The organism is Chloroflexota bacterium (assembly GCA_016875535.1).
In the GTDB taxonomy this organism is placed as follows: domain Bacteria; phylum Chloroflexota; class Dehalococcoidia; order SHYB01; family SHYB01; genus VGPF01.
Window position 1 is genome coordinate 73,295 of sequence record VGPF01000006.1, and the last position, 13,041, is coordinate 86,335.

Annotated in this window: 12 protein-coding genes and 1 pseudogene; 10 read left to right on the plus strand and 3 right to left on the minus strand. The window is 63.2% G+C overall.

Features of this window, described 5'->3' with window-relative positions:
• The first annotated feature begins 23 nt into the window (after positions 1–23).
• The 9 genes from FJ039_03550 (at position 24) to FJ039_03590 (ending at position 8,983) form a co-directional block, all read left to right on the plus strand.
• Positions 24–2,465 carry an AAA family ATPase gene (locus FJ039_03550; GenBank protein ID MBM4405245.1) on the plus strand — a complete coding sequence of 814 codons (2,442 nt, stop codon included), beginning with the start codon at positions 24–26 and terminating at the stop codon, positions 2,463–2,465.
• A gap of 109 nt (positions 2,466–2,574) precedes the next feature.
• Positions 2,575–3,420 (plus strand): alpha/beta fold hydrolase, encoded by an 846-nt coding sequence (locus FJ039_03555; protein MBM4405246.1) that lies wholly within the window; start codon positions 2,575–2,577, stop codon positions 3,418–3,420.
• 26 nt (positions 3,421–3,446) lie between these two features.
• Positions 3,447–4,058, plus strand: coding sequence for a VTT domain-containing protein (locus FJ039_03560; GenBank protein MBM4405247.1), 612 nt, complete (start codon positions 3,447–3,449; stop codon positions 4,056–4,058).
• 166 nt (positions 4,059–4,224) lie between these two features.
• A complete protein-coding gene (locus tag FJ039_03565) occupies positions 4,225–5,310 on the plus strand; it encodes a TRAM domain-containing protein (GenBank protein MBM4405248.1) in 1,086 nt (361 codons plus the stop codon).
• A 9-nt stretch (positions 5,311–5,319) separates the two neighbouring features.
• Complete coding sequence (ispD, locus tag FJ039_03570; protein ID MBM4405249.1) at positions 5,320–6,039, plus strand: 2-C-methyl-D-erythritol 4-phosphate cytidylyltransferase; 720 nt, start codon at positions 5,320–5,322, stop codon at positions 6,037–6,039.
• Positions 6,036–6,524: a 2-C-methyl-D-erythritol 2,4-cyclodiphosphate synthase gene (locus tag FJ039_03575; protein ID MBM4405250.1), complete on the plus strand. Its 489-nt coding sequence runs from the start codon at positions 6,036–6,038 to the stop codon at positions 6,522–6,524. The genes ispD and FJ039_03575 overlap by 4 nt, the downstream gene beginning before the upstream one ends.
• A complete protein-coding gene (locus FJ039_03580; GenBank protein MBM4405251.1) occupies positions 6,521–7,954 on the plus strand; it encodes a cysteine--tRNA ligase in 1,434 nt (477 codons plus the stop codon). The genes FJ039_03575 and FJ039_03580 overlap by 4 nt, the downstream gene beginning before the upstream one ends.
• Positions 7,955–8,216: 262 nt before the next feature.
• On the plus strand, positions 8,217–8,429 hold the full coding sequence (locus FJ039_03585) for a hypothetical protein (GenBank protein MBM4405252.1): 213 nt from the start codon (positions 8,217–8,219) through the stop codon (positions 8,427–8,429).
• 197 nt (positions 8,430–8,626) lie between these two features.
• Positions 8,627–8,983: a hypothetical protein gene (locus tag FJ039_03590; GenBank protein MBM4405253.1), complete on the plus strand. Its 357-nt coding sequence runs from the start codon at positions 8,627–8,629 to the stop codon at positions 8,981–8,983.
• Between the two features lies 1 nt (position 8,984).
• Here FJ039_03590 and FJ039_03595 read toward each other — a convergent pair.
• The 3 genes and pseudogenes from FJ039_03595 to gatB all read right to left on the minus strand — a co-directional run bounded on the left by FJ039_03595 (position 8,985) and on the right by gatB (position 11,527).
• Positions 8,985–9,774 (minus strand): annotated as a pseudogene (locus tag FJ039_03595) (SAM-dependent chlorinase/fluorinase).
• A gap of 11 nt (positions 9,775–9,785) precedes the next feature.
• A complete protein-coding gene (secG, locus tag FJ039_03600; protein MBM4405254.1) occupies positions 9,786–10,004 on the minus strand; it encodes a preprotein translocase subunit SecG in 219 nt (72 codons plus the stop codon).
• A gap of 23 nt (positions 10,005–10,027) precedes the next feature.
• Complete coding sequence (gene gatB, locus FJ039_03605; GenBank protein MBM4405255.1) at positions 10,028–11,527, minus strand: Asp-tRNA(Asn)/Glu-tRNA(Gln) amidotransferase subunit GatB; 1,500 nt, start codon at positions 11,525–11,527, stop codon at positions 10,028–10,030.
• Between the two features lie 112 nt (positions 11,528–11,639).
• Here gatB and FJ039_03610 point away from each other — a divergent pair, with 112 nt between their 5' ends.
• Positions 11,640–12,938: an exo-alpha-sialidase gene (locus FJ039_03610; protein MBM4405256.1), complete on the plus strand. Its 1,299-nt coding sequence runs from the start codon at positions 11,640–11,642 to the stop codon at positions 12,936–12,938.
• The last annotated feature ends 103 nt before the right edge of the window (positions 12,939–13,041 follow it).

The window sequence follows — 13,041 nt, forward strand, 5'->3', positions numbered from 1 at the left end:
GCAGAAGCAGAGGCACCGACATGATGAAGCCAGAACGATTCACCGAGCAGGCCCAGGAGGTCATCAGCGACTCCCAGAGCCTGGTGCAGCAGTACCAACACGCCCAGTGGGACGTGGAGCATATCTTTCTGGCGCTCCTGCGGCAGGAGAACGGGATCGCGCCCGAGGCGCTGAAGCGCCTGGGACTCGATAGGGAGCTCATCAAGAGCAGGCTGGAGTCCATCCTGGGGAACGCCCTTAAGCAGGCGACGGCGGGGCCGCAGATCTTCATCACGCCGAGGGTGGCGCGACTGCTGGAAGCGGCGGAATCGGAGTCGAAGCGGTTCAAGGACGAGTTCATCGGCTCCGAGCATCTGCTGATCGCGGTGACGATGGCGACGGACGGCGACACGGGCAAGATCCTCAAGGATTTCGGCATCGAGCGGGAGAAGGTCTACCGGGCGCTGGCGGACATCCGCGGCAGTCACCGGGTGACGGACCCGCGGGCGGAGAGCAAGTATCGCGCCCTGGAGAAGTACAGCCGCGACCTGACGAAGCTGGCCCGGGAGGGCAAGCTGGACCCGGTCATCGGCCGGGATGATGCCATCAAGCGGGTCATCCAGATCCTGACGCGGCGGACGAAGAACAATCCGGTCATCATCGGCGATGCGGGGGTGGGCAAGACGGCGGTGGTGGAGGGGCTGGCGCAGCATATCGCGGCTGACGATGTGCCGGATTCGCTGAAGGGACGCCGCGTCCTTTCGCTAGAGATGGGGGCGCTGGTGGCCGGGAGCAAGTTCCGGGGCGAGTTCGAGGAGCGGCTGAAGGCCGTGATGGACGAGATCCGGTCGGCCCAGGGAGAGATCGTCCTGTTCATTGACGAGATCCACACGGTCGTCGGTGCGGGAGCGGCCGAGGGCGCGATAGACGCGAGCAATATGCTGAAGCCAGCGCTGGCACGGGGCGAGCTGCAGTGCGTCGGCGCAACGACGCTGGACGAGTACCGCAAGCACATCGAGCGGGATGCGGCGCTGGCACGTCGCTTCTCGCCGGTCTACATTGACGAGCCAAGCATCGAAGAGACGGTGGAGATCCTGCGCGGCATCCGCCCGCGCTACGAGGCGCACCATAAGGTGCAGATCGAGGACGAGGCGCTGACGGCGGCGGCGACGCTTTCCAGCCGCTACCTAACGGAGCGGAAGCTGCCGGACAAGGCGATCGACCTGATAGACGAAGCGGCGAGCAAGGTGCGCATCGAGGCGCAGAGCGCGCCGAAGGATGTGAAGGAGCTGGAGAAGGAGGTCAACCGCCTGACGAACGAGGAGGAGGCCGCGGCCCAGCGAGGCGAGTACGAGACGCATGCGAAGCTGAAGACGCAGCGGCTGAACGCCGAAAAGAAATATGCCGCAGCGAAGAACAAGTGGCTGAAGGAGTCCAAGATATCCACGAAGGTGGAGGCGCGGAACGTGGCGGAGCTCATCGCGGCGTGGACGGGGATCCCGGTCTCTAACCTCCTGGAGGGCGAAGCGGAGCGGCTGGTGAACATGGAAGAGCGGCTGCACCAGCGGGTGATCGGCCAGGAGCAGGCGATCAGCGCCGTCTCCGACGCGCTGCGTCGGGCGCGGTCCGGCCTGAAGGACCCGAAGCGGCCCATCGGCAGCTTCATCTTCCTGGGCCCCACGGGCGTGGGCAAGACGGAGCTGGCGAAGGCGCTGGCAGAGTTCATGTTCGACCACGAGGACGCGATGGTGCGGATCGATATGTCGGAATATATGGAGAAGCACACGGTCTCGCGGCTCATCGGCGCGCCGCCGGGCTATGTTGGGTTTGAGGACGCCGGCCAGCTGACGGAGGCGGTGCGCAGGCGGCCCTACCGGGTCATCCTGTTCGATGAGATCGAGAAGGCGCACCCGGATGTGTTCAACATCCTGCTGCAGATCCTCGAGGATGGACGCCTGACGGACAGCCACGGGCGGACGGCAGACTTTCGCAACACGATCGTCATCATGACGAGCAACCTAGGCACAGGCGAGGCGGGGAAGCAGACGTTCGCCTTCCAGCCGACGGCTGCGGCGAAGGAATCGAGCCGCGATAGGATGCGGAAGAATATCGAGGATGCGCTGAAGCGGACGTTCCGCCCGGAGCTGTTGAACCGCATTGACGAGATCATCATCTTTGACCCGCTGACGAAGGAGGAGATCGGGCGGATCATAGACCTGCTGCTAAAGGACGTGCGCAAGCGGTTGGAGGAGCGGAGGCTGGAGATCGAGCTGACGCAGGCGGCCAAGGACTGGCTGGTGGAGCAGGGCTTCGACCAGGTGTACGGCGCGCGGCCGCTGCGCCGGGCGATCCAGCGGCATGTGGAGAACCCGCTGGCGAAGCGGGTGCTGGCGGGCGAGTTCAAGGACGGCGAGCATGTGCTGGTGGACCTGAAGGATGGCCGCCTGGAGTTCAGCATGAAGCGGCCTGTGACGGCGGGAAGATAAGAAGAAGGTTCAAGGTACAAGGAGCAGGAGAGGGATAGAGCGATTTGGGGCCTCCGGTGCAGACCGGAGGCCCTTTTGTTTGGGAGAGTGCGCCGCGATAATAGCGGGCATGCCGCCGGACGCAATCGCAGCAGCAGAGCGCACAATCCAGATAGAGGGGCATACCGTCCACTATTGGGAGGCGGGCGAAGGCGAGCCGGTGATCTTTCTCCACGGCCTTGGGAATTCGGCGTTCAACTGGCGGAAGAACGTCTCGGTCGTCGGGGAGCGGCACCGGGCGATCACGATGGACCTGCCGGGGCACGGGAGATCGGACCTGGTGTGGTTCCCGTACCGGCTGGAGGATGCGTCACGCTTCGTCGTCGCCTTTATGGACGCGCTCCAGTTGGAGCGCGTCCACCTGGTGGGGAATTCGCTGGGCGGGGCGATCGCGCTGGAGACGGCGCTGGCGCAGCCGGGGCGCGTGCGCACGCTGACGCTGGTGGGAAGCGTGGGGCTGGGCAAGGAGATCGCGGGTTTCTTGCGCTTGGGGAGCCTGCCGCTCCTCGGCGAGTACGGGCACAGGCCGAATGAGTCCTCCGTGCGGAAGCTGCTGCGGACGCTGGTGCACAACCCATCGGCGATCGAGGAGGCGGCGGTACATGAGATGCTGGCCTTCCGCAGGCGGCCGGGAGCGGTGGGCGGCATCCTGAGGATGCTGCGCGCGGGGGTAACCATTCAGGGGCAGAAGAAGAGCGTGCGACGGGATATCCGAATCGCGGAGCTGAAGATGCCGCTGTTTGTGGCGTGGGGCAGGCAGGACCCGGTGGCGCCGGTCGCGCACGGGGAGCGGGCGGCGAAGCTGGCGCAAGCGGCGCGGCTGAAGATATTCGAAGAGTGCGGGCACTGGCCGCACCTGGAGCAGGCGGAGGCGTTCAACGGGGCGCTGCTGGACTTTCTTTCCACGGCGCGGTAGGCGCATAATGGACAGCCGAGCCACCAGTGGACACGCCACCTTCGCCCGCCGACGGTAAGAGAGCCGAACCACCGCCGCATCCGCTCCCCATCACGGGAAAGCAGGTGCGGCTGCTTATCCTCTTTCTAGTCCTCGTCATCATCACGATGGCGCTGGTCTTCCGCGACCGGTTCACGGACATCGAAGAGACGGTGAAGACGCTGGGCTACCCGGCCATCTTCGTGACATCGCTCGTCGGCTCCGGGGGGTTAGTGATCCCGCTGCCCAGCACGGCGGCGGTCTTTTTGGGCGGGGACTACCTGAACCCGGTGTTCGTGGGGCTCATCGCGGGGGTGGCGGAGGCGATCGGCGAGATCACGGGGTATGCACTGGGGTATAGCGGGAGCGATGTGGCGCAGAAATCACGCTTCTACCGGCCGATCGAGCGATGGGTGCGAGCAAAGGGCTGGCCCGTGATCCTGTTCTTCTCCATCATTCCCAATCCCATCTTCGATCTCCTGGGCATCGCGGTTGGGACGCTCCGCTACCCGTTGAGGAACTTCCTCCTATTGGCGTGGGTGGGCAAGACGATCAAGAATATCGGCATCGCCTATGCGGGGGCCGTTGGGGCGGGCTGGGTGAAGAACCTCATCACGTGATTCGTGAATCGTGGTTCCCGCTTTCCTCTTTTGACTCGTCGTTTTGGGTTATGGTAAGCTATCATTCGGCTCGAGTGTACGTTCACTCTAGTGTGTAGTATGATTTTGGGTGAGCGCGCCCCCGGTTCAGCGAGCAGTAGATGCTCCAGAAGGAGCGGCATCGGCGATGACAACTGCGCCCGTGAAGAGTGAGCCTGCCGCGCCGCCTCCGAAAGAGAAGCGATACCAGAGCAGCGGGTTCCGCTATCTCAGGGCGGCGTGCGCCATGGCCCTGGGCGGAGCCGGGTGGCTCATCGGCGCATCGGCCGCGGACGCGGCCTCCCAAGATATCCTCCTATGGGGCCCTCCGTTCACAGCTGGCGGGTTCATTTTGGGCTACTTTGCCCCGCTGCTGCTGTTTAGAGCCATCCATGCGGCCATCATTCAGAAAGTAGAGGGGCTACCGCTCAGCACTCTCATCGCCGGGGGCATCGGGCTTTTTGTGGGCCTGATGGTAGCAGCGCTGATAACGATCCCCCTTTCCTACCTGCCCAGGGACCTGGGCGATTTCGCGCCGCTGGTCGCCTCAGTCTTTGTCATCATCGTCATGACGCTGACGTTCGTTTCACGGGAACGGGACCTGATGAATTTCCTGCGCATCACGACGGACGGCGGAACAGGCCCGAACAAGATCATCCTGGACACGAGCGCGATCATTGACGGGCGCATCGCGGACATCGTCCAGACGGGGTTTATCCACGATACGCTGGTAGTGCCGAAGTTCGTGCTGGAAGAGTTGCAGCAGATCGCGGACTCCCGGGACGCCATGCGGCGTGCCAGGGGACGCAGAGGCCTGGAGATACTGAATAAGCTGGGACGCGAGGACAAGGTGCCGATGATGTTCCCGGACACGATCACGCAGGGAACGGATGTGGACGGCAAGCTGGTGGCGCTGGCCCGGGAGATGCGCGCCGCGCTGCTCACGACGGACTTCAACCTGAACCGAGTGGCCTCCATCCAAGGGGTGAAGGTCCTGGACATGAACGACCTTGCGCACGCGCTCCGCCCCATCCTGCAACCCGGGGAAGAGATGCGCATCCAGATCGTGCAAGAGGGGAAAGAGGCGGGCCAAGGCGTAGGCTTCCTGGACGACGGCACGATGGTAGTCATCGAGAACGGGAAGCGGCTCATCGGGGAAGAGACGGACGTTTCCGTGACGCGGGTGCTGCAGACGAACGCCGGACGCATCGTCTTCGCGCAGCTCAAGGGGTAACCGCCCCGCATGCCGCCGCCTTCCGCCGCAGGCTCCTCATCGGCACGCGCGCCCCAATTGGGCGTGGTGATCGCCGCCGCCGGGGAAAGCCGCCGGATGCAGGGCATAGACAAGATCCTGACGCCGGTGTTGGGCAAACCGATCCTCGCGCATTCCGTGGAGACCTTTGAGGCTTCGGCACTGGTCCATGAGATCGTCATCGTGATGCGGGCAGACCTTGTGCCCATGGGCGAGGCGCTGGCGCGGAAGGCGGGCTGGCGCAAGGTGACGGCCATCGTGAGCGGGGGCGCACGACGGCAGGATTCCGTGAAGGCAGGCCTTTTTGCCCTAAGGCAGTGCGACTATGTGATGATCCACGATGGGGCGCGGCCCTGTGTGACCGGAGCCATCATCGCACGGGGGCTGGAGGCGGCGAAGGCGACGGGGGCGGCCATCGCGGCGGTGCCTGCGAAGGATACGATCAAGCAGGTGAACGCCGACCAGGAGATCACGGCCACGCCGCCGCGAGAAGGCCTGTGGCAGGTACAGACGCCCCAGGTGTTTCGGTACGACATGCTTGTGAAGGCGTATTCCGAAATCACGGCAGACGCGACGGACGACGCGATGCTGGTGGAGCGGATGGGAGAGACGGTGAAGGTCTTTATGGCTTCTTACGAAAATATCAAGGTCACGACGCCGGAGGATATAACGGTAGCCGAAGTGCTTCTGAGGAAAAAGGGGCAGGGATGACGAGCTTCCGCGTGGGCACAGGATACGACGCACACCCGCTGGTCCCCGGCAGACGGCTGATGCTGGGCGGCGTCCACATCCCCCATGAGAAGGGGTTGGAGGGCCACAGCGATTCCGACGTGGTGTGCCACGCCATCGTGGATGCGCTGCTGGGGGCGGCGGGCCTGGGGGACATCGGCACGTTCTTCCCGCCGAGCGACGCGCGCTACAAGGATGCGCCGAGCCTGACTTTCGTGGAGTTCACGGCGAAAAAGCTGGCGGAGGCGCGTTGGCGCATCGGAAATGTGGATGTTACAATCATCGCCCAGCACCCCAGGATGAGCCCGCACGTGCCAGAGATGCGCAAGCGCCTGAGCGCAGCCCTGGGCATCGAGCCGGCCAGGCTCGGCATCAAATCGAAATCCACCAACGGCCTTGGGTTTGAAGGCCGGAGCGAAGGCATCGCGGCACAGGCCGTGGCGCTCATCGAACAAGCCACCTCATGAAGATCTCCAGCACGCTGACGGGCAAGAAGGAAGAGTTCGCGCCCGCCGACGGCAAGACGGTCAAGATGTATGTGTGCGGCGTCACGCCTTATTCGGCGGCGCACGTGGGCCACGCCATGAGCGCCATGAACTTCGACATGATCCGGCGCTACCTGGAGCACAAGGGCTACACGGTGCGCTACGTCCAGAACTTCACGGATATAGACGATAAGATCATTGACCGGGCGAACCGCCTGGGCATCCCGGCCACGGAGCTGGCTGAGCGGCACATCGCCGAGTTCTTCCGGGAGATGGACGCGCTGAACATCAAGCGGGCGACGGTCTATCCGCGCGCCACCCAGGAGCTGCCGAAGATCATCGAGGTGATCCAGGGGCTCATCGCGAAGGGGTATGCATACGTAGCCGGCAACAACGACGTCTATTTCCGCGTGACGAAGGACGACGACTACGGGAAGCTGAGCCACCGCACGCTGGACAGCATGGTGGCGGGGGCGCGGGTGGAGCCCGGGGTGCAGAAGGAGCACCCGATGGACTTCGCCCTGTGGAAGGCGGCGAAGCCGGGGGAGCCGGAGTGGGCCAGCCCCTGGGGCCCCGGCAGGCCGGGGTGGCACATCGAGTGCTCGGCCATGTCCCTCCGGCACCTTGGAGAGACGCTGGACATCCACGGGGGCGGGGCGGACCTGATCTTCCCGCATCATGAGAACGAGATCGCGCAGAGCGAATCGTTCACGGGGAAGCAGCCCTTCGCGCGGTTCTGGCTGCACAACGGCCTCCTGCAGCTTGGCGAAGAGAAGATGAGCAAATCGCTGGGGAACCTGGTGACGATCAAAGAGGCGCTGGAGCGGCATTCCGCGGACGCGATGCGGCTCTTTGTCCTCGGCTCGCACTACCGCTCCCCGCTGAAGTTCAGCGAGGAATCGGTGCAGGCGGCGGACCGGGGCGCGGAGCGCCTACGCATCGCGGCGGGAGCCACGTCCAAAGGGACAGGCGACCCGGTGGATGCGGCGCCGTTCAACAAGCGTTTTGAAGAGGCGATGGACGACGATTTCAACACGGCGCAGGCGATCGCGGCGCTGTTCGACCTGGCGCGGGAGATCAACCGAGGGGCAGAAGAGGCGCGAGGAATCCAGAAGGCCCAGGTGACACTGAGGGCCTTGGCCGGAGTGCTGGGCCTGACGCTGAAAGAGGCGGCAAGTCACGAGGCAATGGACCTGACACCGCTCCTGGCGCTGATTGACGAGGTGGGAGAGCCGCCAAGCGCAAAACCGACGGCGTTGGCCCAGGTGATGGACCACCTTATCGCGCGGCGGGCGGCGCTGAGGAAGGCGAAGCATTTCCAGCTTGCCGACCGGATACGGATCCGCCTGGGAGAGCTGGGGATCGCGCTGGAAGACGGCCCCGAAGGGACCAAGTGGCGGAAGGCGCGATAGCTGCCTCAGGCATTCCTGATTCGGCTTTCAGGTCTCCTTAGGTATCACCCAGACGGCTTACTCTCACGCTTTTCTAACCAAGTAATCCAATCTGTAACTCTTCTGTTACCGTTCTGTGACGCAATTCGCCTAATACAAGGCTAACCTTTTGCTTAGTTTCTACGTTCACTATTTTGAGGGATGCAACTTCAACCACCCCGGTGCATCCTGTGGGCGGACGGAAAGGGGACCGTCCGGGTGAACGAAGGAACGGAGCAAAGCCATGATGTACTTAAAGGGCTGTCCGAAGTGCAAGGGTGACCTGTATGAGGAGGAAGACCGGTTCGGGAAGTATGCCTCCTGCGCTCAGTGCGGCTATAGCAAGGAGCAGGCGAACGCCGGGATGCTGGCGACGCTGATGCAGGAAGTTCCTACGGCCAGACGGCCTGGGCGGCCTGCAGGCCATAAGCGCTACCTCGCCGCCGGCGGCAGATAGACGAGGCCCCTAGCGGGCGTTCAGTCCAAGTCACGCTCTTTTGGAGGCATTCCGATATCAGATCGGAACGCCTCCTTTCTTTCCCGGGGAAAATTACGCATTTTGAGTTGACGCGCCGGAAAGCCCGTGTGAGAATATCTCTGCTCTCTTCAAAGGAATCTCCTCTGCAACTCATCAGCTTTGACATAGACGGGACAATGGTTTTCGGCGAGCCCCCAGGCAGAATCACCCTCGAGATCGTTCGCAGGGCAAAGGAACTGGGTTACGTGGTGGGAAGCGCCTCCGATAGGCCCATCAGCAACCAGATCCAGCTCTGGAAAGAGCATAATATCGAGGTAGACTTCGTCTCCCTGAAGCACCGATTGGATGAAGTGAAGGCGAAGTTCCCGGCGGAGAAGTACCTGCACATCGGCGACGGTGAGATGGACAAGTATTTCGCGAAGCAGGCGGGGTTTGACTTCCACTTCGTGCATGACCTACCCGGGGAGCATAGGGAACTGCACTCCTGGGTGACGGAGCTCCAGCGGGACCTGAAGAAGAACCTGGGCATCTAGCCTAGCGCTTGGGCCGCACCAGGGCCGGATCGCCACGTTTCACGCCCAGCAGTGCGGCGGCATTGCCATTGCGAACGGCGATCTCCAAGTAGTCGCTGCTGCCCCAGAGGGCAAGCAGGCCGACGGCGTCAGCAAACGTCTCACTGAGCTTTGGGATGCTCTTTCCGGCAACCTCCACCGTTATGTCGCCTTTTGCATCCTATCCTGATATTTGTCACTAGGTTACCGAAGGCGTCCACGTGCAGTACGGCTCCGCGAAGGGAGCCGTCCCTTTCTCGAACCGGAAAGGCGACATCCAAGGTGACGAGGCGCTTCAGAGATGGCCCCAAGCGCCGGATGGGCAGGCCGCGTGAGAGGTGCGCGGCGGCTGGAGCGAAGATATCGCGGCCGTGGAATGTGCTGCTGACGCGCTTGAGGCGATAGCGAGGGTTCGTGATGGCGTAAGCGCGGGCTTGCGATGGGAGAGTTGACGATGCGCCGCCGCCCAACACGAGCGACAGGAGACCGTTATCCGGCGCAAGGAAGCTGTGCCCCTTGAAGGAGACGGCGACGGCCTTTCGCTTGGTGCCGACGCCCGGGTCCACGACGGCGAGGTGCAGCGTGCCCTTGGGGAAGGAGCGCCAGGCGGTGGAAAGGAGGAAGGCGCCGTGGAGGATATCTTGCGGCGGCACCTGGTGGGAGATGTCCACCAGACGAGCGCGCGGGTTGATGGAGAGGATGACGCCCTTAACGGAGGCGACGTAGGGGTCCGAGAGGCCGAAGTCCGTGGTGAGGGTGATGATCGGCGCCATGGCCGACCTGGCTAGAAGATGCGCGCGCTGACGATGGAGACAACCAGGAAAACGACGACAAGAAGGATCGTCGCGCGAAAGAGAGTCTGCTCGAAGCCTCTCCTGGTGCGATAGGCACCGCCGCTACCGCCGCCGAAGAAGCCGCCGCCCGTGCCCTTCACCTGAAGGATGAAGAGGATGACGAGGACGATGGAGAGGATGATCGAGATGTAGTTGAAGGCGGTTTGCATGACAACCTATTCATTATAGCCGATTAGGTGGGTTTCATCTTGTCCAGGCGCTCTTTCAGGAGGTCCTGCACCACATTGGGATTGGCCCGGCCCTTGGAAGATTTCATGACCTGGCCTACCAGGAACTTCACCGCCGTCTCCTTGCCGCTCATGTAGTCCTTGACGGCCTGGGGATTGGCCGCGACGGCCTGTTCGATGAGAGGGGTCATCTCATCGGCGCTGGAGATCTGGGTCTTGCCCTGTTCCTTGACCAGATGGGCAGGGCCTTTGCCTGTTTTGAAGGCGGCCTCAAAGACTTCCTTGGCGACGACCTGGTTAATGGTCCTGGATTCCACAAGCTCGACGACCTCCGAGACGTGCTCCGGGCGCATCTTGACCTTAGGGTCTTCGATCTCGATATTCTCGGCGTTCAGGAGTCGGGACATCTCACCCAGGACCCAGTTGGCGACGGCCTTGGCGCGGGCCTTCGCATCGGCGCCGGGCTTGAGCTTCACCGTGGTCTCGAAGAAATCGGCCATAGCCTTGCTGTTGGTGAGGAGTCGCGCATCGTAGTCGGATAGGGCGTACTCCGTCATGTAGCGCTCGCGACGGGCATCGGGAAGCTCGGGCATGCGAGCCTTGATGAGGGAGACCCACTCGCGATCGAGGTGCAGAGGCGGGAGATCAGGCTCCGGGAAGTAGCGGTAATCGTGCGCCCGCTCCTTGCTGCGCTGGCTGAGGGTTGCGCCCTTGGCTTCATTCCAGCCGCGGGTCTCGCGAACGACGCGCCCGCCGGAATCGAGGACCTGCGCCTGGCGCTCCACCTCAAAGAGAAGGGCGCGATAGACGGCGCGGAAGCTGTTCATGTTCTTCACTTCCACCTTGTGGTCGGGAAGCTTGGTGGAGCCTTTGGGGCGGATGCTGACGTTGGCATCACAGCGGAAGCTGCCCTCCTCCATGTTGCCGGTGCTGACGCCAAGGTACTGGAGGATGGAGCGGAGCTTGGTGAGATATTGGCGGGCCTCTTCCGCCGATCGGATATCGGGCTCGCCGACGATCTCCATGAGAGGCGTTCCGGAGCGGTTGAGGTCAACAAGGCTGTAGGTCTCGCCCGATGGATCAATCTTGTGGGTAAGCTTGGCCGTATCCTCTTCCAGATGGACGCGGGTGACGCGGATGCGCCGCTTCTGCCCGTCCGCCTCCACATCGATCCAGCCGTTGCTGGCGATGGGCTGATCGTACTCCGAGATCTGGTAGCCTTTGACCAGGTCAGGGTAGGGGTAGTTCTTGCGGTCGAACTTGGCGCGCTCATTGATGGTGCAATTGAGTGCCAGCCCTGTGAGAATAGTGGCCTCCACGGCGACCTTGTTCATGACGGGCAAAACGCCCGGCATGCCCATGCAGACGGGGCAGACGCGAGTGTTCGGCCCGGCGGACTGGTAATCGGCGGCGCAGGCGCAGAACATCTTGCTCTTGGTGAGCACCTGGGCGTGGACTTCCAGGCCGATGACAGCCTCGTATTCGAACTTGGTTTTGGTGGTCATGAGGTAGCCTGTGGGGGAAACGAGAGTCAAGTATACCAGGCGCAAGGAAAGGGGACCAAGAAAGAGAGCGACCCGTATACTCTTTCCGGCCAGGTGTGGTTAACTGAAGAGCATGCCAACGAGACTGACCTTACGTCAATCGGCTACAGCCATCGGCCTCACGGCGATTCTTACCGTCTCGGCGTGCACCTCAAAGGGCGATAAAGCCGCGATAGGCCCGACGGCAACCGCTTTGCCGACGGCCACCGAATCGCCACGAGTGACGCCTTCGCCTGAAACAATCGCCCCTACGCTCGCGCCCGGTATAGCCTCCATAGACTGCACGGCGGCAAATCCATCGTGTCGAGAACTCTTCATCCAGGGCGATGCGCCGGCGCGCCTCCCCGATGGACGGCCCAGCCCTGCGCGCGGCTTCGCCGACCCTTCTCTGAGGCGCGATCCGCAGACCGGACGCATATGGATGGCCTATTCATGGCCGCACATCAGCGGCACAGGCGCGGTGGCAACGGTGACGGTGGACTCGCACCTGGCGCACAGCGACGACGGGGGCAGAACGTGGCTTTTTGACCGGGCACTGTGGAGATCGCAGGCGGAACGCGATCCGACAACGGGCGAAGCCGGCTATTCGAACCACGAGGCTGTCTCGCTCTACCCGCGCCAGACAGCGAACGGGGTCGTTTGGTATTCCGCGCGGCTCCGATACTTCACACGGCCCGGGAGCGGGTTCAAGATCGGGACGTTCCATCTCCGAGTAGCTCAGGCCGCCTCGCCGTTAAGTCTGGGTGACGCGCACGAAGGCATCCTTGGCGGAGCGCTCACGCCGAAGGAATGGCAGGCGGATACGAGCCTTTCGGGCCTGGCGCGTGAGGTGAACGGATGCACCTGGAGCGACCCCGGCATCCTCTTTACGAACGACCGGCTCTTCCTGGCGGCGCAGTGCATGCTCTTCAGCCCGCAAGGGGAACTCTACGACCAGGAGTTCGTTGCGCTCTTCGCCACACAGCCGGAGGGGCCGGTGTCATCTTGGAAGTGGAGCTACCTCGGCAAGTTGAGCAATGCGCAGGATGCAAAGGAGCTTGGCGGAAAGAGCCTGTTCCAAACAGACCTTGCCCATGCCCGCGACGGGAGACTGCTCGCCATTTTCTCGCCAAGCATGGAGGGCGAGCGGTTAGAGGCGCATACAGGTTGCGTGGCAGTGGAAGTCGCCTCCCTGAACCCGCCGATGCTGGCACGAGACGGCGAAGGCAGGCTCACCATCCGCGCCAGGGTGACCGCCTCTGACCTTGCGCCGCAAGGCCCCGGGGCATGCGGCTATGATGCATCTTCGGAGACGGGCATCGTCATCATGAGAAGGAACGTTGGGCCCGGCCGGCTTATCGGCGCGCTCTACCAGACGGGCCTGCGGCCATAAGGGATCACCACGCCATGCCGCGCACCATCGCCATCACGCACCTTGGCTGCAAGCTCAACCAGGCAGAGGTGGAAAGCCTTGCCAGACAGTTCGCCAGGGCCGG

What these genes read in the sequence shown, in the direction of transcription:
- FJ039_03550 (MBM4405245.1), top strand. Translation starts at nt 24, where the DNA reads ATGAAGCCAGAACGATTCACCGAGCAGGCCCAGGAGGTCATCAGCGAC.
- FJ039_03555 (MBM4405246.1), top strand. Translation starts at nt 2,575, where the DNA reads ATGCCGCCGGACGCAATCGCAGCAGCAGAGCGCACAATCCAGATAGAG.
- FJ039_03565 (MBM4405248.1), top strand. Translation starts at nt 4,225, where the DNA reads ATGACAACTGCGCCCGTGAAGAGTGAGCCTGCCGCGCCGCCTCCGAAA.
- ispD (MBM4405249.1), top strand. Translation starts at nt 5,320, where the DNA reads ATGCCGCCGCCTTCCGCCGCAGGCTCCTCATCGGCACGCGCGCCCCAA.
- FJ039_03575 (MBM4405250.1), top strand. Translation starts at nt 6,036, where the DNA reads ATGACGAGCTTCCGCGTGGGCACAGGATACGACGCACACCCGCTGGTC.
- FJ039_03580 (MBM4405251.1), top strand. Translation starts at nt 6,521, where the DNA reads ATGAAGATCTCCAGCACGCTGACGGGCAAGAAGGAAGAGTTCGCGCCC.
- FJ039_03585 (MBM4405252.1), top strand. Translation starts at nt 8,217, where the DNA reads ATGATGTACTTAAAGGGCTGTCCGAAGTGCAAGGGTGACCTGTATGAG.
- FJ039_03590 (MBM4405253.1), top strand. Translation starts at nt 8,627, where the DNA reads ATGGTTTTCGGCGAGCCCCCAGGCAGAATCACCCTCGAGATCGTTCGC.
- secG (MBM4405254.1), bottom strand. Translation starts at nt 10,004, where the DNA reads ATGCAAACCGCCTTCAACTACATCTCGATCATCCTCTCCATCGTCCTC.
- gatB (MBM4405255.1), bottom strand. Translation starts at nt 11,527, where the DNA reads ATGACCACCAAAACCAAGTTCGAATACGAGGCTGTCATCGGCCTGGAA.
- FJ039_03610 (MBM4405256.1), top strand. Translation starts at nt 11,640, where the DNA reads ATGCCAACGAGACTGACCTTACGTCAATCGGCTACAGCCATCGGCCTC.